Here is a 22,594-nt window from a genome sequence, read left to right on the forward strand (position 1 = left end):
ATCCGATTAATTAATACATCAATTAATAGCGAAGAGACCTCACACCGCCAAATGTTAAGCTCTTCGCTTTTTTATTTTTATTCTATAGTTATTAGTTTTCCTTCAATTTTAAAATTGGTAATAAGTCCGTAGTTTTTGATACTTTTTAGAACATCAACAATAGTTTGATCTCTTCCTAAAACACCTACAAACTGCTCATCCATAATTTTTTTGTTTTCAAAAACAATATCAAAATCATACCACCTCGAAAGGACTTTCATAATATCCTTTAATGATTTTCCATCAAAACTAAAAATACCTTCCTTCCATGAGATTTCAGGTTCAACATCAACATCAGCTATTACCAAATTTTCTTTCACTAAATTTATGGTTGATTGTTGTCCTGGCATAAGAATTTGGTTATACTCCTCATAAGCAACCTGTACTTTACCATGAACTAAAGTGGTGTAAATAAAGGTTTCATCCTTGTAAGCCTTCACATTGAATCCTGTTCCTAAAACTTCAATTTTTTGATTTGTGTTAGAAACAACAAATTTAGACCCATTATTTTGGGAGCTAGGTGTAACCTCAAAATAGGCTTCACCATAGACTAATTCAACTTCTCTATCTTGGTTATTTAAAAATGCAACAGGGAATTTTAATTGAGAATCAGAATTTAACCAAACCTGAGTACCATCTGATAAACTTAAGGTAAACTGACCACCTCTAGGAATGGTTAAATAATTATATTCCAGGTTGCCCCCTTCTGTACTAGAACTATATACTAATTCCTCTCCATCACTTTTGACATACTCGGTCTCATATAACTTTCCTTTTTCAAGTTCTACAAATGAACCATCTCCTAAGGTTAATACTGCCTTGTCAGTTCCTGTAAGGATTTGATTATCTACAATAACTGGCTCTATTAAAGAAGGTTTATTTTTGGAATTAAAGTATATAGAAACAGCTAAGAAGCAAGCAACTGATGCTGCCACTGCAAATTTCCAATATATATTTTTAGAACTTTTTGGTTTAATACTTTTTTGAAGCCTCTTCCATTCACCTTCAAGATTTATATTGAGTGAATCTGCATTGTAATTTGCCTTTACATTTTCAAAATACCTTTTATGGTGTTCAGACTCTTGGTACCATTTGGAGAATACAATCTCCTCCTCAGGAGTGAGGTTATTATTTATTTTCTTAATTATTAATCTAAATTCCATTTCGGATTTATTTGGCCTTTATATGTTAGACAAATAAAACCTAAAAAAGGGTGACAAAAAATTTGAAAAAAATTAAAAAAACAGAAATTTAGATAAAAAATTAGTTTAAAAACACCTTCTTTATTGATGGGATTCAAACATAATAGCCAAAATAGATATGATTTCCGCAATTTTAAGTTTTGCTCTTTTCAATTGTGTTTTTACTGTATTGACGGAAATATTAAGTTCCATAGCTATTTCAGAATATTTGTAATTGTTAAGATATTTTAATTTGACGATTTCTTGCATACGATCGGGTAAAGAAGTAAGAGCTTTAGACACTTGCTGATTTAGTATTTTTCTCTCGTCTTCATCACTAAGAGAAATTTCATGCTCAGAAACCAAATTTAAAGCTAAATCCAAAAGCTCGTAATCATCGGTGATCTTTATTGTTTTTAAGAAGTTTAAGCAACGGTTTCTTACCATTGTATAAGAATAACTTTTTAAGGACACTTGAATATCAATGGATTTGGCATTCTCCCATATATAAATAAATACTTCTTGTACTAAATCCTGACTAGAATCTTGGTCAAAAAGAAATCCATTAGCATAGATAACTAAATCTTCATAGTTCTTCTCGAAAAAAGATTTGAAGACACTTTGATCTCCTTTACGAATAGACTCAAATACAAGATCCATTGGTTTAGTTAATATATTGTAAAGTTTACACCAAATCTAACAAAAAGCAACAATTCCTATAACTATCAGTTGTTTTATTTAATTTTTTTTTAAAATATCTTAAAATTAATATTATGAAAAATGGAAGCCTAAAAAAATAGATGATTTTATTGAAATATATCATTTTCAACATAATACGCCTAAAGGTTATAGGAAATCAATAATTTTTTTTAGAAAAAGCTTAAAACTTGACTTTACATAATAAATTATCATCCATCTCATTTTACAATGCTTTACTTATTAAATTATATCAATTACAAAACATATGTTAAACATTTTCACAAAACTAAACAATCGGTTAGTTTTGTTTTAGGAATAAGGAATTAATGCCAAGACTCAAAAAATATAATGAACAAGAGGTGATAGAAAAAGCCATGAATTTGTTTTGGAAACAGGGCTTTGAAAATACTTCTATGCAAATGCTAGAGAATGAAATGGGCATTAATAAGTTTTCTATTTATTCAAGCTTTGGTAGTAAAAACGGAATATTTTTAGAAAGTTTGAATTGTTATAAGAAAAAATTGTATCAATTACTTAGTTCCTTAAGAAAAAACTCTAGTCATATTGAAGATATCAAACAATATTTTTATGACTTTATTGCTTTTTCACAAGAGGCAGGTATTAAAAAAGGTTGTTTAATTACTAATACAGCAGGAGAAATTAGAGAAGATGCTGACGCACAAATAAAACAAACCTTAAAAGAATTTACTGAAGAAGTGAGGACTATTTTTTCTAACATTTTAAAGAAAGATTCCAACAAAAGCAATGAAATAGTAAACCAACAAGCTGATTATTTAATCATTTCCATGTTTGGACTTTCTATGGCCTCTAGAATATTCAACCCGTCACAATTAGACAACTATATATTAAACATATTTAGAAACCTTTAATATTTTTTAATAAATAACCGAAAACTAAGGATATACGTTTTGAAAAATTTAATTGGTAAAAAAATATAATATGAAATTTATTAAAAACATCTCAATGAAAACATCCAACATTTTAACCCTAGGTCTATTCTGTATTATAGCTTTTTCCTGTAAAAACAGTACTTCTGAAAACAACACCGAAACAACAGAAACAAACATGGAACAAAACAACGAATCCAAGGCTATCGAAAAAACTCCTACCCTATCATCACAACTGGAAGAACGCAAGGAAAATTTCGAAAAAAAAGCAGATGATACCACCAAAAAAATATATCAAGAAGGTTTAGATGCTGTTGCTGAAAGCGGCATTTTAGAATCCGCCAAAAACGTTGGGGATAAAGCTCCAAACTTTACTTTAAAAAATGCTTTAGGAGAAGACATTCGCTTAGAAGCTTACTTAAATAGAGGTCCTGTAGTCTTAACATGGTATAGAGGTGGCTGGTGTCCATATTGTAATTTAACATTACAACACCTACAGCAAGAGTTACCAAAATTTAAAGAAGCTGGTGCCCAACTATTGGCTCTGACCCCGGAATTACCAGATCAATCTATAAGCACTAAAGAAAAACACCAATTAGAATTTGAAGTTTTAAGCGATATTGGAAATAAAGTAGCCAAAGACTACGGCGTGGTCTTTAAGTTAACCGACGAAGTCGCTAACATCTACAACCAAAAATTTGACCTCAATGGTCACAATGGAGATGAATCTAACGAACTTCCATTGGCAGCGACTTATGTTATCAACACAGATGGAACCATTGCCTATGCCTTTTTAGATTCCGACTATAGAAACAGAGCTGAACCATCAGAAATAACAGCCTTTTTAAAATCTATGAATGAATAAATTATTATATTGGAAAATATTAACCACGTGAACACAAAACCGAACAGGCAGGTGAACACGATTTTGAACACGATTATTTATAACTAACTGATAATCAATATCTATTTTTGTCAGTTAATCAATTCATAACCCGAAAATCCTACGGATTTTCACGCAACGAAGCTATACACAAACCGTTACCACCAATTATGACCCGTATGAAGTTTCCATTGATGAAGTTCTAGAGCTCTGGGAATTTACATGCAGTATCAATACCCAAGAATATGATGAACGAGAACTTAAGATTTCCAGTATCATGAACATGTTCAATAACTTGGGAGTGGAATTAAAGGCATTGGAAAGGATTATAAAATGATGTACACTGTCATAGATATTGAAACTACAGGACAAGGAAATAAAATAACAGAAATTGCCATTTTTAAATTTGACGGGGAAAAGGTAATTGATGAGTTTACATCTTTGGTAAATCCTGAGACCTACATACCTGAATACATCACTGCCCTTACGGGTATAGACAATAGCATGGTGGCAGAGGCTCCTACTTTTAGGGAAATAGCAAGTTCCATACTTGAAATTACCAAGGATTGTGTTTTTGTGGCACATAATGTCAATTTCGACTACAACATCATTCGGAATGAATTTAAAGCCATTGGTCTGGAATTTACACGCAAAAAACTGTGCACCATTCGTTTATCTAGAAAACTGATACCCGGACATCGCTCTTACAGCTTGGGAAAGTTATGTGCAGCCCTTAATATACCTATTGAAGGCCGTCATCGGGCCAGAGGTGATGCCCAGGCCACCGTTACTCTTTTTCAGAGAATTATTGATACTGATAATTCCGAAAAAGTATTTGCTGAGTTTTTAAGGAGAACTTCAAAAGAAGCCACTCTCCCACCCCACTTGCCAAGTGATATCTTTAATGGTATTCCTAATGCACCTGGAGTTTATTACTTTAAAAACAAAAAGGGTAAAATCATTTATATTGGAAAGGCCAAGGACTTAAAAAAAAGGGTGCTGGGACATTTTTACGACAAGACAGACAAAGAATTAAATCTATGTAGGGAAACTGCTGATATTGATTATGAACTATCAGGAAGCGAACTTATTGCTCTGCTAATGGAAGATGCTGGCATTAAACAACATTATCCCGAGTACAATGTGGCCTCCAAAAGAAATCCTAGAGCATATGGGATTTTTACCTATCAAGACAGAATGGGAATTAATCATTTGGCATACAACATCTTGAAGAATGCTCCGTCACCTTTCATTACTTTCTTCAACATCACTGATTGTAGAACCTATTTAGAAAAAATATGTGTGCAATTTGAACTTTGTCCCAAGTATTGTCATTTACAGGAAGGCGTCCAACAATGCAGCCACTATAAGATCCATACATGTCGTGGTGTTTGTATAAATAAGGAATCAGTAAAGAACTATAATTTGCGCGTTGAACAAGCTATATCGTTCACTAGCGAAATATCTTCAAACAAAATCATAAAAAAACCTGGAAGACATCCTGATGAAGAGGGATTTGTATTGGTTAAAAATGGTATTTATTTAGGATTTGGATTTGTGGAAAATACTGAGCAAATTATAAATACGGAGGACTTGGAGCATTTTCTTATCAGACAGAAAGACAATGTTGATATCCAGAGAATACTGAAAAGACAGTTAATTACTTCGTAGCCAAAAATGTTTTAATACTGAAACAATCAAATTAATGATTATAAATACTCCAATCAACCAAAATTAATTGACCATTATATTTGCAAAGAACCAATGGTTTTGAGTCAATTTTAGTTTTATTTTACCAAGGTAATGGAACCACTGGTGCAATTTGCAACCTAATTTGATGTTGCGGACCAAAACTATCCGGAGAGGCCACATAATACCAGTATTGCATACTCAATTTAATGGGCATTTTTCCAAAACGTGTTATCTTATTCACTCCTGTTCCTACGGGAAAGGTAAATTTATTTCCTTTAGCAGCTTTATGATTATATGAAAAAGTGGGCTGTCCTGTTATTTGCCAACCTTTACTTAGGTTATAGACATAAAAATACTGACCTGCGGTAATACTGGCTGTCTCTTTCCTCCCTGCAGTACTTGTGTAAAAATCATCAGGAAGTACGGTTGAGCTGGTCACATCGGCATCTATACTGTTCAAACTCCAAGCATGATTAAACATGATTCCTAAAACCCCCCAATCAAATATCTGAGCTACCATTAGTTCTGGTCCTAGTAAATTGTAATTTGACCTCAATGCCTTATCTGAGGCGGTCCGGAAACTCCCAAAAACACCAACAATTCCTATTAACTTAGAGGGAAAAGTTTTTCCAACAGCGACATCAGCACTAATATTTCCGAGATTGACTCCTTTCTGTTCAAATCCATTGGCTTCAAATGTTGGTTGACTCAAATAAATAGGAACCAAAGGTCTTACAAACAAGTTGACCCCGGGCGAAAGTGGAATAGGTAAACTAGGCTGAAAGTTCAATAAAGAACCTGTTTGTTTGTTTGCATCTGGCAAATCGCCGTTATAAAACACCACATCAATAGGAAACGCCATAGTACCCAATGTGGTATTGGGGTTTGATAGCTCTTTGGCTATATCATCATTACTTTTAGGTTTGTTAGCGTCATCCGTATCTTCTTGTGCCCAAATGGTGTTGGAGACCAAAAGGATCAATATAATTGGTAATAAATAGTTGATTTTTTTCATTTTAATTAATTTTTAAAATTCAAATTTGGCCATGGTTTGTAATCTACCTGCTCTACCTAAAGCATCATTGGCTGTACGCTGCGCACCCCACATATATTCAGCTCCAATAGAGAAGTTTTTATCGAAATGATAAACGAGATTCACATGTCCTACCCCTCCTCTTTTTAGGGCATAAGGCGCTCTGGAATTTGGAGCATCTAACCAGCCATATGCATAATTAAAATTGGATTCTAAACCTGGCGACCATCTATGCATAAAGCCAACTAAAGCCGATTTGGCCAAAATAGGATCCAATTTTCCTTCAGCATTTAACACCGCATTGGCTTGACTACCTGCAAAGGCAATGATGTTCTCGCCATAGGCATCACCATAGTTAAAATTAAAGCACACATAGCTGTTTTTGCCAATATATTGCCGGCCTGCCACAATGACTTCCCATTGTAACGTTTGATCAGATGGCCCGGTAGAGCCTCCATCCCATCTTAATTGCGCAAAACTTGCACCGGTCCATAAAATCCCTGTTTTCCACTTGTAGTCCATTCTTAAAGCCAATAAAGGTAATTGTACATTGGCTTGACCCTCAAAGTCATTCGGATTCTCAATACCTAGGAAACCTTGGTATTCAAGACCGGCAGCGATCATAATTTTATCTGATACTTGTTTTTGATACCTTATTTGAACCGATCGTCCTCCCGCAAGGGCATCACCTGCAGCAAAGTCTATCATGAAAGCCATAGATTGTAGAAAAGAAAGGGTCGTCCAGGTTTGTCCTATGATAAAATCGCCTGCCGTGACATAGGCATGTCGCAATCTAAACTGATTGCCATCAGACCAAAAATCACCTTCTATAAATAGCTGTAAGGGGATTTTATCTTCAGCAAAACGTCGGATATCTACATTAATTCGCGTCTCCTTAGCCAAGAAATAAATGTATCCCTCATTTCCATAATCGGGTTCTCCTTCCACAGGGATCGTAGACATTAAAAACTGACTTTTATCCGTTGTACCATCAAAATCATAGAGAGCATCCACCTTTAAATACCCGCCTATTTTCATGCGTAAATCGGTACCAAACATGGGCCATGAACCAGGAAAATCGTTACTGGTAAATTTCTCGGATGCCGTTTTTAAAACATCTTCTTTGAGATCCCTATCTGGGATAACCAAATGGTTTTTCACAGAATCTTTTGCCGTTTCTACTTGGGCATACATCCCCATAGGTAACAGACTTGCCACCAAAAGCAGAAAAACTTTATAATTCTTTAATGTCATGGTTATTTTATGTTGTGTTCCTAAAAGAACATGATTAATGCTTACAATTTTTTATTCAGCCAGACTATAAATAATCTCTCTGGCCATAACCTCTTCCAAATTATTTCCATCACCGGTACAGAACCAGGCTACAACCATATCTTGAGATGGAGACACAAAAAGTCCTTGTCCGCCTACACCACTTTTAAAGAAATCTCCATTTGGAAATACTACATCCCATTGGTATCTATTGGCTAATCCTTTTACATCAGGGAAAGATTCTGCGAATTTTTTTCCTGCATAGGCCTTGGCATACATGCCGGAATGTGATGTATCTTGAATCTTTTTAATGATGGCATCAGGAATAATTTGCTCTCCAGCCAGTTTAGCTCCACTAGGGGTAAACGCCATTCCAAAGCGGGCCATATCACGTACACTGGTATTCATACCCAACCAACCTAATGTCATTCCACTAGGACTTACTGAAAGATCTGCATCGTGCTCCATCCCCAGTTTACTCCATATACGTTCACTCAATTGTTCGTGCATTGGCATTTTACCAACTTTTTCTACAATCCGGTTAATCACAAAGGTGTTGATGGAGTTGTACTCAAATGCTTCGTGCCCTGGTTTTACCCGTTTCATCTCGCCTAGGATATCGTACCAGTTTTTGCTTCTGTCTCCCGGTAAAACAGCCACATCGGATGTTGCGGCCCATCTAAACCATATTTGTTCGGGATTGGTTCTGGAATCGTGCAAAGGTTCGTCATGTTCCGTTCCATTTAGTCCAGTGGCCATATCTAGGGTTTCTTCAACGGTTACGCCATCCCAGTCGCTTCCTTTCAGTTCTTCGAGATAAAAGGTAACGGGTTTTTTAACATCCACTTTACCTTCATACTCCAAAAAGGCGAGCATGGTAGCGCCAGTAACCTTACTGCACGAGAACCAAATATGCTTATCATCTGGACGCATGGTTTTATAGCGTTCATACACAATTTCACCTCCTTTAACTGCTACCATGGCATCAATGGGGAAGTTTTCAAAATGAAAGTCTACGGTTTCGGTCTTACCATCCCTGCCCACAAAACTTAAATCACCAATATCAGGATGAATATTATACGACAATTCACTTACCTGTCCACTCCTATATAAAGGTGCGGTGATATAAAACTGTGACCAATGCTGCCAGGCGTATTCGGTTTCCGTACTGGGAAACTGAATTTTCACGGCATTTTCAGGTTGATGGAAATAAGTGCTGATGCGCGCTACCTCATCGAATGAAATATTGGAAGCCACCTCTTCAGGATTGGCATAAATTAAGCCCCTGACATCATTTTTATCCAAGATGATGGTTTCTGAATTGCTCTTTTCCGAAGGAGATTTGCATGCTACCATGACTATACCAAGCAGGAAAACAATAGCGAGAAATTGTGTTAATTTTTTCATGATTCTATTATTTCAAAGTGTTTTTATAGATCTTCCCGTCTTTCATAATCACCTTAAAGTTGTTATCTGGGTCGGCAACCAGATCAATGTTTTTCAAAGGATTACCATCAACAATAATCAGGTCGGCATAGGCGCCTTCCTTAATAACACCTAATTCACCTTCCTGATATGGATTGCGCGGGCCACTCAACTTAAGCAGTTGGGCATTGTCGTAGGTCGCCATTTTTAAGGCTTCGTACGGTGTGTACCAACGTTTTAATTTTGCCAATAGCTTACCATGTTTTAGGCATAGTCCGGGATCGAAGATCACGTCTGTTCCCCAGGCGGTCTTCACACCATGTTTCTTAGCCAATGCATAAGCGTTATCTGTACCATTTGTAACTTCCACGTATTTTTTTTGATTATTCGACCCCTCTGGAAACGGAATGGCGTCTTCATCGTTAAGGATGGGTTGAATGCTCAACCACACATCTTTTTCTACCATCATTTTTGCCGTTTCATCGGTTAGTAGCATCCCATGCTCTATAGACTTCACGCCGGCTTTAATCGCCATTTGCACCGCATCGTCACTAAATGCGTGTACTGCTACGTAAGTGTTCCATTCATCAGCGGCTTCAACTGCGGCTTTGAGTTCTTCCAAAGAATATTGTCTTACATCAAGTGGATCCATATCGGACGACACGCCGCCACCTGCAGTGAGTTTAATCTGGGTGGCCCCGCGACGTAACTGCTGACGTACGGCGCGATAGACTTCAGGAACACCATCTGCAATGATCGTATGCCCAGATGTCTCCAGGTAAGGGGCATGGTTTGGCTCTAGTCCTGGTCGAAAATCGGCGTGACCGGAGGTTTGACTCACCAAAGCGCCCGAAGGAAAAATGCGGGCCCCGGGAATAATTCCTTGGTCAATGGCTTCTTTCAGTCCAAAGGTATTCCCCCCAACGTCACGCAAGGTGGTAAAACCGCGTAGCAGATCTTCCTCAGCTGTCTGTGCAGCCATAATACCCAAATAAAAGGCGTCCTTCGACATGACTACCGGTACTGAGAGCTTGGCCCACATCATGTGCCAGTGCATGTCTATAAGTCCCGGAATCACTGTTTTACCGGCTGCATCAATCACTTTGGCGCCTTTAGGAGCTTTAATGGATGGTCCAATTTCTTTGATGAGGTTGTTTTCGATTAGAATATCCCCATCAATTAATTTTTCATCAACACCGTTGAAAATCTTGGCTTTGGTAATTAAAATTTTTGTTTCTGCTTTTTGAGCAAATGTGAATCCACTTAGAAGGGTCACCACCAAAAGCAAAAAGAGCTGAATATTTAGCTTTTTCATAATTGTATTATTTTAAGGTGTTTTTGTAGATTTTACCATCCTTCATAATTACCTTGAAGTTGTTCTCCGGATCGGCGATTAAATCGATGTTCTCCAACGGATTGCCATCGATCAGGAGTAAATCAGCTAATGCTCCCTCTTTGATTACACCATTCTCCCCTGGATAGGGATCTCTGGGTCCACACATCTTGAAAAGTTCGTAATTGGTACTGGTTGCCATTTTCAACAACTCCCATGGCTCATACCATCTTTTAAGTTTGGTCAGTACCTTTCCCTGTTTGGCTGCAATTTCAGGACCGTTTTGTAAATCCGTACCAAAGGCGACCTTCAGGTCATACTTTTTGGCCAATTCGTAGGCTTTTTCCGTGCCAGCAGTCATGGCCAAGTATTTTTGTTGTTCGAAAGATCCATCGGGAAATGGAATGGCGTCTTCATCATTCAGAATTGGTTGTAAGCTAAGCCAGGCATCATGTTCCTTGATTAATTTTGCGGTGTCTTCCGTGATCATCTGTCCGTGATCAATAGATTGTACCCCCGCTGCCAAAGCACCACGAACCGCAACATCTGAGTAGGCATGTACAGCTACGTAGGTGTTCCAGGTCGCTGCCACTTCCACCGCAGCCTTCATTTCCTCCAAAGTATATTGCTGCACATCCAGCGGGTCACTGAGTGAGGCAACACCTCCACCCGCCATGACCTTGATTTGTGTGGCACCACTCATTAAATTTTCCCGCACCCGTCTCATCACCTGAGGGACACCGTCTGCGATCTTTGTCCACCCCATAATTTCCCCGTCCAGAAGTTCTCTTCCGTCTTTTCTTGACATTGCATTAGGAAACCGGAAATCCCCATGACCAGAGGTCTGCGTGATATAAGCACCTGAAGCATAAATTCTTGGGCCCACTATTCTTCCCTCGTCTATCATTTTCTTGATCCCAAAAACCGGACCTCCAAGATCCCGGATTGTTGTAAATCCTCGCATCAATGTTGCTTCAGCAGCTTCGGCTCCCACCAATGTTAGATAACCAATGTCATTCACAAAAATTTGCATACTGGCAATATGGGCATGCATCAAATGATAATGGGCATCAGTAAGGCCTGGCATCAACGTCCTGCCAGAGGCATCGATGATTTGGGAATTCTCGTCTTGAGTAATCATAATGCCCTTACCTATCTGAACAATCTTGTTCCCTTGAATGAGAACATCTTTACCTTCGACCAACTTATTGGTTCCGTCAAATATTTTGGCATTAGTTATTAATATCTGTTTTTTAGGCTCTTGTGCGTAAACGCCAACAGCTAAAAACAAAAACAGAATGACTATTCTAGATATTTTTGCTCTCATAATTAGTGGTATTATTTTTTTAAATCTTCCAGATTGTCAAATATGGTATAGAAGAATCCTATGGATTTTCCATATTCACTCACCAATATCCGTTCATTAACTCCATGAAACCCTTCAAATTCTTTAGTGTTTTCCAGTTGCAACGCAGTAATGGTATATACATCTGGAGCAAACGGGCGTTCCTGAAAATGTTTGGAGTCTGATCCACCAATTACAAAGAATGGAGACACCATTAGGTCATTTCCCCAGATTTGGCGTATGGTTTTCTCCAACATATTATATGCGGGATTCCCTACTTCAGCAATGTTAGTAGCTGGTGTAGAAGCTGATATATCCTTTATCGTAATGCGATTGTCTTGAATAGCATCTTTTACATGCTGGATAATTACTTCTGGCGTATCACCTGGCATTGGGCGGAAATTAACTACTGCCGTAGCTGCTGGTGGCAACACATTATCCTTGACACCTGCATTGAACATAGACACCGCAATGGTAGTATGAAGCATAGCCCTAGTAACTTGGTTTTGAGCCATGACATCAATAAATTTCTGTTCCAGATCAGTCACTTCTCCATCCTTACCAAAGGCTACAGCAGCATATAAAGGTTGTTGCTCTTCGGGTAATTCAGGACCCATATAGCGGTATTGTGAACGAACTGCTGGATGAATTCTATAAGGAAACTGTGCTTCCTCTAATTTGGTAATGGCTTTGGCCAAAATGCCAATATTAGATTCCGTAGGTGGCTGAGACGAATGGCCCCCAACTCCTTCCATTTTCAATTCCAAACTAATGAAGCCTTTTTGAGCAATACCGATAAGTGCTGTATTCTCTTCAATGCCAGGAAAAATACCTGGAGTTAATGGGGCGGATTCGTCCATGACATAAGAAAATCTTTTAATACCACGCGCTTCCAACACATCGGCAATATGTTTAGCTCCTTCCGGACCGCCCACTTCTTCATCTTGTCCAAATACAAAATAAATAGTTCGGCTAGGTTGCCAGCCCTCTTTAATTTTCATTTCAGCAGCTTCCAGAATGGCATGGATCTGGTTTTTATCATCCAATACACCACGACCCCAGATATACCCATCTTTTACAGTTCCAGAAAAAGGATCAACTTCCCATTGATCTCTGGAGTCTGCAGGAACAGGAACCACATCTTCATGTGCATAAAATAGAGCCGGCTCTAAACTTGTATCTTTACCTTCCCAAGTGAACAATAAACTATAAGGCCTAGGATCTCCAAGCACCTCTTTTTTTAGGGTCTTGTGAACCAAAGGATAGGATGCTTCCAAAAATTTGTGATAATCCAAAAAGGCTTTGGTGTCGAAATCGTTTCTATCCTGGTTGGATATGGTAGGAAAGGTTACGGCTTTGGATAGACGTTTTACCGCACCATCCAGATCAACATCAACGTTTATTTGTTCTACACCGGTCATCTGCATCGAGGTGAAGTCTTCTAGATTAACAACCTCTTGAGAAGTACTCTCTTGTTCTTCAAGTGAGCTTTTACCTTCTCCTGATTGGTTACAACCAAAAAGAAGTAAGACACCCAAAAAGCACACATAGGTTTTAATTGATTTTTTCATGTTTATAATAATTAATTAATAGTTTGATTTTAACATTTTTAGTAGGAATCTACACTCTTAAAGATAGGCATTTATCAAAAAGCAAACAATGAGATAAATCACCTAAGACTCACCCTACCAACCATTTAACACAACAAAGTTCCAAATTAAAAGAGCACGCTCATTAACCTATTGTTTTAAATAGTTTACCTATTGTTCAATGCCTTTAACTTATTGTTAAATGGTTTTACCTATTGTTAAGAAGTGTGGTTTTCTTTGTATTTATTGGGAGAGACTCCTACTTCTTCTTTAAAGATTCTTGAGAAATAGGACAAACTTTCAATACCAACCTCAGAGGCTATTTGACTTACATTTAAGTCTGTTTCCCTTAGAAGTTCACAAGCTTTTTCCATACGAACCAACCTGATTAAATGGGAAGTTGAGCGATTGGTCAGGGATTTTATTTTATTGTGTAATTGGGTCCTGCTCATGAATACCTTTTCACAAAGTTCTGATACACCAAATCCTTCATCAGCCATGTGATTTAAGATGGTTTGCTTTAACTGCAATATAAATTCGTCTTCTTTTTTTACGGCTGGTTCATTAGAGGGAGAAATATTTTGCAAACTGGAATAACGTTCTTGTAATCTTCTTCGTAGTAGCAATAAGTTTTTAAGTTGCTCGGTCAATTCACGTTTATCAAAAGGTTTTGCCAAATAGGCATCGGCCCCATGTTGCAAACCTTCAATTCTGGAATCCAAATCAGCTTTTGCTGTTAGAAGTACGACCGGTATGTGGCTGGTTCGTTGATCAGTTTTTAGATAATCACATAATGTGAAGCCATCCATTTTTGGCATCATGACATCACTCAGAATTAAATCTGGCACTTTATCCAAGGCCATTTCCAATCCCTCTTGTCCGTCTGAGGCAAGCATCAAATTATAATCATCCTGTAGGCAGGTCATGAGATACGCCTTTACATCTGGATTATCCTCCACAACCAAAAGACTAGGATGAGCCCGGTCCTGTTTGACTACATAGGATTCCAAATCAGCATCCATTGGTTCTACCAGGTGCCACCTATCATTTAAAATTATGGGACTTTCCTCCATTATTGGAGCAGAATTGGTGATAGGGAGGCTCACTTTAAAAATTGCACCTGTACCCTGACTACTTTCCACTTCTATATTTCCGCCCAAAAAGTTAGTCAATTCTTTAACCAAAGTCAGCCCTACACCTGTCCCACTTCCTGTTCTACTCACCTCATCATCAACTTGATAAAAACGATCAAAAATATGCTCGATTTTGCCCTCTGGAATTCCCGCTCCTGTGTCAGCAACTACTATTTCATAAAAACTACTTTCTGTATCCGCAGACGTCTTTAAAGTCACCAAAACCTTCCCCTCAGGTGGTGTAAACTTAATCGCATTGCTAAGTAAATTAGAGACAATATGCATGATTTTATCGGCATCGTAGTCGATTATGAAATGGTCTTGATCTGCTTCAAAAACAACGGTCACCTCTTTGGACTCGGCCAAGGAGTGAAAGGACTCAATGAGGTATTGAATATAGGCGACAATATCACTTTGAATAAGGTTCATGGAAACGTTTCCTGACTCCAATTTTCTAAGCTCCAAAATTTGATTAACCAAATTGAGCAAAAGCTTTGCATTTCTCGCTATTAGCTTTTTTATCCGTTCTTGCCCCTCACTTTGCTCTATCAATCCAAGGATAACTGTCAAAGGGGTTCTAAACTCATGGGAAATATTGGTAAAGAAATTGGACTTGACTTGATCTAGTTCACTTAACAACAGTGCTTGCTTTTCTATGGTCTCTTTACTTTTCCTGATTTGTGCTGTCCTTTTTTCAACTTCTACCCTTAATCTACTTTGCTCGGTCTGGATTCTACGGATATAAACAAAAATGACCACAGAGATAAGTATTCCGCAAAGTAAATAAAACCACCATGTGAGGTAGAAGAACTGCCCTACATGAATTGGTATTTCCAATGGTTTATCAACCTGAATAGAATGCTCATCAGTACCACGAACCTGAACGATAAACTCTCCTGGAGGTAGGTTATTGATCGTAACCTGTGATTCAGCTCCCAGATTTATCCAGTCTATTGAAGCGTCATTTTTATTTGATTTAGAAAAAGGGAGTAATCGATAACTATACGTTTGCTCCTGCAGGTTTATATAACTTGATATTGCAAAATCCAGATAAAGATAGTTTTTCGCAGCAGGAATTTGGAGGAAATCAGTCGTATTATAAGACCCCTCTCTCACAATATTCCCTTTTTTCTTATTGTCGTAATACTTTAATCCAGTCAAATAAATTGTCTCACCTTCCCTTTTGGGGAGCGTTTGAAGAATGTGATCAGGTTGTAAAATATTAAGACTAGCATCACTTCCAAAAACCATTCTTCCATCATATAATTTCACACAAGAGTTTTCGTTAAACTGATTGCTACTTAAACCATCTGATTCCTTTAAGTAAAATAATATCTTTCCACTAGAATTTAATACCGAAATACCATCTGAAGTTGAGACCCATCTGTTCAATTGATTGTCGCAAAGAATGCCCATAACGGTGTTGTTAGACAGTCCGTTTGAAACTGTAATCTGTCTGACGGAATCAGTGGATTTGTTGAGTATAAATATTCCTGAATTGCCACTACCTAACCAAAGTAAACTGTCAGAAGCTTCATAAATGCATATTATATTGGCGTTCCTTAAGTTATTATGTTGATCATAATGCCGTACCTCACCACTATTGAAATCGATCTGCCACAATCCGTTCTGGGCACCAATCCATAAAACTCCATCTTTGGATTGAAAAATGTCGTTCACTTTTGCACCAATGGTGAACGGAACTTCCTCCTTGATAAAAGTACGCATTGTTTTTGTTTCTATATTGAAAATGTGAAGGTCTCCTATATTTGTATTATCACCATTATCCTCAAACAAGGCAACCTCTTTATCATTGATAAAGGCAAATTTTTCAAAGATTATCTCGGTAGAAATATGATCAGTAGTATCTCTAACCGGATCATACCACTGTAAACCTGTTCGGTTTACCATATTAAAACGTGCAGACATCCAGATTTTCCCGTTCCTCTTTACAACTGAAGAATAAGACCTTGTTTGAATATGATACCCATTATTAATAAGTCGGCCAGAATTAGGTCTGTGAGTTCCTTTTTCGTGGATTACCGAGACCCCATGGCTTGAATTAGGCTCTAGAGTTTCGTTTAATTGTCTTAATCGAAATACTTGTGGGGTTGAATTGATCAATAAATTAGTGCTGTCTAATTGCAGCATGGAACCCAATTTGTAGGTTTTGTGATAATTAATTGTCTTAATTTCCAAATCAGGATTTAAACTCAACAATTTCATCCCGTTTTCAGTCAGTGTTGAACCTATTTCCTTGTTAAAATCAGCACTGAAAAATTTTCCTTGATACCAAAAATCGGTAAAAATGGCTGCATCAATCATTTTACGCAAAAGCGAAGTATAATTGAACCAACTGCCCTTCTTATCTATTAAAACAGATTGAAGGTTGTTAACATCCTTGTAAGCTGACCAAGGGTCAAAATATCCCGATACTATTAAAAGGTTGTTTTCTAAATCTTTGGCAAAATACACCTCAAGAACTGGATTTTCTCCACCATCTTTAAGCATTAATGTATTGAGTTGGTTTTCAACACTAAGTTTATGAGAGTTATTGTTTAGGTTGAAAAAGCCATTTTGCTGTCCAAGGAACAATAACAGCTCATCGCTATTTTTGTCAATTATTTTCCAAACAAATTCTTTTTGATGAGTCTGAGGTACATCGTATTCATTTTTTTGCATGGTTGGAATATTCTCAAATTCGCTCCAGGGCTTAAAAGATAAGGTCTTATTTAAAAGGTTGAGTTTTACCAATCCCTTTCGCTCATGAAAGAACCAGCCCCAGTTGTCTTTAATCTCAAAAGGGTATGTCAACGAACCTGGAGTTGTTGCTATTTTATTCGGATAATGATAATGAAGTTGTACGGGATCATCAAAATTAAGTTGAATGGATGCTATTTCCTCTTTTGTGTCCTTGTAAAATCGGGAAACAGTATAGGTATTACTTTCCTCATTCAAAAGCAGCGCGAAGATACCGCCCTTAGGATCAGGAACAATATTTAATAGGGTTAAACCATTTTCAAGTTTAAAAAAATACTGTTCCTGCGTATCGGGATGCCAGTAGAACAAAATATTGTTTTGACGATTTACCCCAAATAAAAATCCATCTGGTGTGATTCCCAAAAGATACCAACTATGAACTACATTCTCTTCAGATAACCAATTTGGTTTTAATTCATAAAAAAAGCTTTGTGTACCATCGTACTCAAAAAATGACAATCGTAAATTTCTTGCATCTTCAACACGCGGGTTTATCCAAATTCTACCCTTCGAGTCAACAAAAACCTGATCCATGTGGAGTGTTGCAAATCCATCAACTAATGTATACAACTTTGAAAATTTAGCTGACGGTGATCCCGAAAACCGTATGGTGTCGTTGCCAAATAACAAATTTGGTGAACAGAAGAAAATTATAGCTATTGTAAGTAAAATTTTGATTTTATGTAACTTAAGAATCACGTTCACAATAGACTCTAGTTGAAAGTTTAAAAAAATTAATTAATTGCTTTTCAAGTTAGTAAAACAGTTTTCTGACACTTAAAGCAATACTAGAATACAACATATAACACCTCATCATAAACTAAATTTATATAAAAAGCTTGAAATCATTTATTACATAAAAATAATTCATTCAAAAGATTTATTACTTAAATTCTAGATATAACTTTTGGTATTCCTAATAATAATTGACAAAACCATTTTACTATTCAAAACTAGCTTAGGAAAATTGATTGTTTTTTGGTTTATATAAAAAAATGACAAAGTGATTAAGCGAAAGACATAGGTAATGATTTAAATTCTAATATCTTGGCTAATACTCCAATAATTATTACTTTTCCAAAGTATTAACCGCGTGAACACAAAACCGAACAGGAAGGTGAACACGATTTTGAACACGATTATTTATAACTAACTGATAATCAATATCTATTTTTATCAGTTAATCAATTCATAACCCAGAGGTCCAGAGTTCAAATCTCGGTCTCGCTACAAATTTTAAATAATTGTACATAAGCGGTTTAGCCTTTGCTAAACCGCTTTTTTATGCCCAATTATAAAGATGCTCTTACATTAGTCTAAGAAAGTACATTTAATTTCCTCAAGGAAAATCCTCGCAACTTTACTAACTTAGATTCTTAACCCGAAAACCCTAGCTGATTTTGCCACGCCGGTTCACACTGCGTGCTCATGTCAGCCACAAAACCATCAAAGAAATTGCCTATGAATTAGGTTATAACGATGAATATTATTTCAGCAAATTCTTTAAAAAGCAAACTGATATATCACCTCAACTATTCAGGGAAACAATTGGTTTTGATTTTGGCCAATCTGCATAGTACATTTACTCCATGCTTTCTAAAAAGTAAATCCTAAAGAAAAGGTAAATCTGTTACCATCTGCTCCGTGATACAGTCCCAAATTACCCGATAGAGCATTAAACCCATTAATAAAAATAGAGCCTCCATAGTTGTTATGCCACACCTGAGACTGGTCATCTTCGACCCAAATCCGACCATAATCAAAACCTGCAGTAACTCCCATTCTTATAGGAACAAAATTGGTTCTAAACTTGGCTATTCCCACTCTTAAATCTGTACTTTGGTAGAAAGCTGTCTTTCCATTAAAACGTTCGTTTCGATACCCTCTAAGACTAAAATTTCCACCCAAAGTCGCACCGTGATAAAACTCATAATTATCACCAAATACCATCTGGCTTCCTATTTTGGTTGCTAATACGGCTATGCCACTTTCATGAATGGGATAGTCAATGGATAGCGAAGGTTTTAAATACAGGAATTCATTATTAAATTCATCTATATTGGTTTTGTAACCCGTAGCCAAGTCAAACTGAAAACCCCGTCTTACAAAGGCTAATTGATTGCCCTTGTTTTTATATTGGAAAGATATTTCACCTCCGGCATACATTTGACTTTCAAACACATCATTTTCTGGGTTGAAAAATTCTCCTGTGGCTTCCTGGGCATTGTAATCTACCATATGAGATTCTACCATCGGTTTTATGGTAAACTTTATTCCGTGCTTATTTCTATAGATGAGTGAAGGGGCCACATACCATTGGGCAATCCCAATTCGATTGTATTGTTTGTCTACGGCATTATCGTCATAGGTAGTTTCATTTCCATAGCCAAAAAAGTTCATGGCATAATTGGGACTGGTAAATCCGGCTTCAATACCAAAATTCCAATTGTGGAACACATGTGCAAATTCTCCTGAATATGTGAACTCATATCCCGAGGTTGCTGAAAAATAGGCAGCTCCAAAGGTATGTTGTGATTTAAAAGGATTGTTTGCTAGTCCATAGGTTGTAAAAGTATCTGAAAATCCTACCTTAAAGCCAGCATCCGGATCCCATCCTATGGCCGGAAAAACCGTATTGGTTGTATACTTCTTCTTTTCAGAATTGTAATTGTTTATATCATAATCGTCAACCAACCATTTCCTACTATGTCCTTTGATGGTATTCTTTTTACTTTTATAATCATAAAGTTTCGCCTTACGATTGTTTTCAAAATTATAGGTGTCATTATTTTCTCCTCCCATCAGTTTCAACTTGATTAAATGATCCCCTTCTCCTACTATTTGAAACTCATCTTTACCATCCAAACCATATAGCCATATTTCTTTGGTAAGGCCTTTGTCATAGGTATGCTCAAAAACCAATTTATCATCACTTTCAATTGAAACCTTGGTTTTACCTTCTGGCAGCCGTGTAATTAAAAACATATCATCATCCTCTGTTCCCGTAATGATTTGAACCCGATTCAAATACTCATAATACTCACGTGCCGGCTCAGCCAATTCATCTCGACGCTTTTTTAAGGCTATTTTAATGTCCTCTATGTATTGGTCTTGAACCGCATTAGGCAAGACCTTAAAAGACTCTTCAATTACCTGATCGCTTAATCTATTTTGGATCAATTCTACCTGTTTGTTCCAATCCTCCCATGAGAGATTCTTTATAAAAGCCTGATCTAATGAATACCCATCAAAATTGAGCCATTTTATGTTTTTATATCCTTTTTCAAAATCTTGCATTTTTCTGAAGTCAACAATCACCAACTTGATCAATTTAAGTAGCAGGCCGTCATATCTTGGAAAAGCTTGATCACGATCACGACGTATGGGCCTATATAACTTGATATCATTTTCTTGTTCAAACTCTGAAAAACGCCATTGGTCAGAATGTCGGTCCCAATCGCCAATTAACATATCCACTAATCGGGCTTTTAACCATTCAGATTCCATAATCTGATATTCTTTGGATTCGCTCATATCCTTCAGCAAGTCTGAAGTCGATACGATATCATCGGGAGCTCCAAATTTGGGATTATCTTTATTCTCATCACCTGCATGGGTTTCCATCATGTAAAGCTTATCTCCATAATCTTCATTAAAAATGTTCAGGTTTTTTTGTTTAGGCAAGTAATAAATTTCAGGTTCAGCATTATAAATGTTGAGAGTGTCAAGCATAGGGTTAAGTGCAAAAGGGGCATACGGATGGGCGGTGGTATAAAAATCCTGAACCAGTCTTTCGGCCACCGTATTATCCATATAATCTTCTACATAATGATCTGTCACCACCGATTGAATAAACCGCACCGCGCTTTTACGAAGCTCTCTTAAGGTATACTCATGATCCTCTTCATCTTTAATGCGTATTGAACGAGATTGATTTCCGCCCCCTTCTGAGATAGCTACTGGATTACCCGGTAATTTACTTAAATCCAACACAGGGACTTCCACTTCTTTACTATAAACCTCTCTATAATGGGAGCCCCAAAAGAAATTGTAAAGCAAACTTTTAGAGGTCTCCTCTGAAGTGTAAATCGATGCTTTTTTGGTTGCAGGCCAGTCACTAATATCGTGGTAGGACACCTCGTCCATGGTAGTTTGTTGTCTTCTTATGATGTTGCTGAATTCCTTTTGAGTAGTCCCATTTTCAACCGAATAAAACGCTACCTCTGAGCTGTTATCGTTATAAACAGTCAGTTTAGCAAAGCCATGATCATGAGACGCAAATTGTCCATCTTCCTCATCAGCTTTAGCCTTTCTTGTTTTTTTCCCACCTGTGCCACTAATTATTTGTGGAATACCATCATCTGAAAGATATTGAAGATTTTCATCACTGGCTGAAACAAAAATCACATCTGGAAACATACTGGCCATTGTTTCTAAAGCACCTCGTAGCTTTTTACGCTGCTGACTGTAATAATCTTCCTTTTTGACACCTCCAATTTTTTCAAGGAATCCGCGTCTGGTATTACTCAATATTGGATGATGGATGGCTACAATAACCGTTTTGTTTTGTTCATCCTTTAGGTCGTCTTTAAATTTTGAAAAAAATTGCTCTCTGGTTTTAATATCACATTTATTGTTGATGTACAATTGTTCATCCCAATCTTCCAAAAACCACTGGGAATCAATCATAAGAAGTTCCACATTATCGGTATCCAAATCTTCTATTTCTCTCACACAACCATCATTTGGCCAAAATTCAGCTTTGCTATTATCTTGAATAAAAGACTCCATATCATCTATATTCTCATGGCCATTCTTGTTCCATTCATTTTTCCCAGGGGTATAAACGACGCGTCCATTAAAATTTTGCATGGGTTCCATCAAGGTTTTCTGTAAGAGCTCTTCCGCTCTTTTCCGGTCTTTCTTTTTAGGAGGGAATCCATTTTTACCTGTTATATTACCTATAGCCACAAAGGTAGCTTTGTCATCAACTTGAGACATTTGGGAAATGGCAGAAAGAACTTCTTGAGTATAATGGGATTCATCTACCCCTGTATTACCCGTGAAATAGAAAACTTGAGAAACCTCCCTAACTCCTTCCTGTGCATAGGAATGCGTAAAACTGAAGATAAGGATGAGACAAAATGGGAAATAAATTTTATGGGTATTTAAAAGACTTTGCAAAAACGTAAAAATATTCACCATAGACATGCTTTTTTTTAGAGCTCAGGGAGAGCTTGTTAACAGGAAATTTCAACAAAAAAAAAGAGATATGCATAAATTTTAACTATCTATAACATTT

14 protein-coding genes and 1 pseudogene are annotated in these 22,594 nt (G+C 37.0%); 5 read left to right on the forward strand and 10 right to left on the reverse strand.

Annotated features, from left to right (window positions below):
- Positions 1-77 precede the first annotated feature (77 nt).
- Together ZA07_RS12705 and ZA07_RS12710 are read right to left on the reverse strand one after the other, a co-directional pair.
- Positions 78-1,202, reverse strand: coding sequence for a FecR family protein (locus tag ZA07_RS12705; RefSeq protein WP_053972151.1), 1,125 nt, complete (start codon positions 1,200-1,202; stop codon positions 78-80).
- Positions 1,203-1,322: 120 nt separating this feature from the next.
- Entirely contained in the window at positions 1,323-1,880 is a 558-nt protein-coding gene (locus ZA07_RS12710; protein WP_053972152.1) for an RNA polymerase sigma-70 factor, read from the reverse strand.
- Between the two features lie 365 nt (positions 1,881-2,245).
- Between ZA07_RS12710 and ZA07_RS12715 the strand changes: the two genes are divergently transcribed.
- From ZA07_RS12715 to ZA07_RS12725, 4 genes and pseudogenes are all read left to right on the forward strand, one after another.
- Positions 2,246-2,809 (forward strand): TetR/AcrR family transcriptional regulator, encoded by a 564-nt coding sequence (locus tag ZA07_RS12715; protein ID WP_053972153.1) that lies wholly within the window; start codon positions 2,246-2,248, stop codon positions 2,807-2,809.
- Between the two features lie 94 nt (positions 2,810-2,903).
- The gene (locus ZA07_RS12720) at positions 2,904-3,692 is read left to right on the forward strand and encodes a peroxiredoxin-like family protein (protein ID WP_082316607.1); all 789 of its coding nucleotides are present in this window, start codon (positions 2,904-2,906) and stop codon (positions 3,690-3,692) included.
- A gap of 184 nt (positions 3,693-3,876) precedes the next feature.
- A pseudogene (locus ZA07_RS16305) lies at positions 3,877-4,047 on the forward strand (XRE family transcriptional regulator); the annotation flags it as partial.
- Positions 4,044-5,381 (forward strand): exonuclease domain-containing protein, encoded by a 1,338-nt coding sequence (locus ZA07_RS12725; protein WP_053972154.1) that lies wholly within the window; start codon positions 4,044-4,046, stop codon positions 5,379-5,381. The pseudogene ZA07_RS16305 and the gene ZA07_RS12725, both read left to right, overlap by 4 nt.
- Before the next feature lie 121 nt (positions 5,382-5,502).
- Here the strand turns inward: ZA07_RS12725 and ZA07_RS12730 are convergent, their stop codons facing one another.
- From ZA07_RS12730 to ZA07_RS12760, 7 genes are all read right to left on the reverse strand, one after another.
- Positions 5,503-6,417 (reverse strand): hypothetical protein, encoded by a 915-nt coding sequence (locus ZA07_RS12730; RefSeq protein ID WP_053972155.1) that lies wholly within the window; start codon positions 6,415-6,417, stop codon positions 5,503-5,505.
- A gap of 12 nt (positions 6,418-6,429) precedes the next feature.
- A complete protein-coding gene (locus ZA07_RS12735) occupies positions 6,430-7,689 on the reverse strand; it encodes a DcaP family trimeric outer membrane transporter (RefSeq protein ID WP_053972156.1) in 1,260 nt (419 codons plus the stop codon).
- Positions 7,690-7,740: 51 nt separating this feature from the next.
- Positions 7,741-9,114 (reverse strand): serine hydrolase, encoded by a 1,374-nt coding sequence (locus ZA07_RS12740; RefSeq protein WP_053972157.1) that lies wholly within the window; start codon positions 9,112-9,114, stop codon positions 7,741-7,743.
- A gap of 7 nt (positions 9,115-9,121) precedes the next feature.
- Positions 9,122-10,447: an amidohydrolase family protein gene (locus ZA07_RS12745; RefSeq protein ID WP_053972158.1), complete on the reverse strand. Its 1,326-nt coding sequence runs from the start codon at positions 10,445-10,447 to the stop codon at positions 9,122-9,124.
- 7 nt (positions 10,448-10,454) lie between these two features.
- Entirely contained in the window at positions 10,455-11,792 is a 1,338-nt protein-coding gene (locus ZA07_RS12750; RefSeq protein WP_053972159.1) for an amidohydrolase family protein, read from the reverse strand.
- An 11-nt stretch (positions 11,793-11,803) separates the two neighbouring features.
- Complete coding sequence (locus tag ZA07_RS12755; protein ID WP_053972160.1) at positions 11,804-13,381, reverse strand: M20 family peptidase; 1,578 nt, start codon at positions 13,379-13,381, stop codon at positions 11,804-11,806.
- A gap of 236 nt (positions 13,382-13,617) precedes the next feature.
- The gene (locus ZA07_RS12760; RefSeq protein ID WP_157492145.1) at positions 13,618-17,862 is read right to left on the reverse strand and encodes an ATP-binding protein; all 4,245 of its coding nucleotides are present in this window, start codon (positions 17,860-17,862) and stop codon (positions 13,618-13,620) included.
- 830 nt (positions 17,863-18,692) lie between these two features.
- Between ZA07_RS12760 and ZA07_RS15920 the strand changes: the two genes are divergently transcribed.
- Positions 18,693-18,869, forward strand: coding sequence for an AraC family transcriptional regulator (locus ZA07_RS15920; protein ID WP_231628681.1), 177 nt, complete (start codon positions 18,693-18,695; stop codon positions 18,867-18,869).
- A gap of 19 nt (positions 18,870-18,888) precedes the next feature.
- Here the strand turns inward: ZA07_RS15920 and ZA07_RS12770 are convergent, their stop codons facing one another.
- Positions 18,889-22,497 carry a hypothetical protein gene (locus ZA07_RS12770; protein ID WP_053972202.1) on the reverse strand — a complete coding sequence of 1,203 codons (3,609 nt, stop codon included), beginning with the start codon at positions 22,495-22,497 and terminating at the stop codon, positions 18,889-18,891.
- Positions 22,498-22,594 lie beyond the last annotated feature (97 nt).

The organism is Mangrovimonas sp. ST2L15 (assembly GCF_001280515.1).
Taxonomy (GTDB): Bacteria; Bacteroidota; Bacteroidia; order Flavobacteriales; family Flavobacteriaceae; genus Mangrovimonas; species Mangrovimonas futianensis.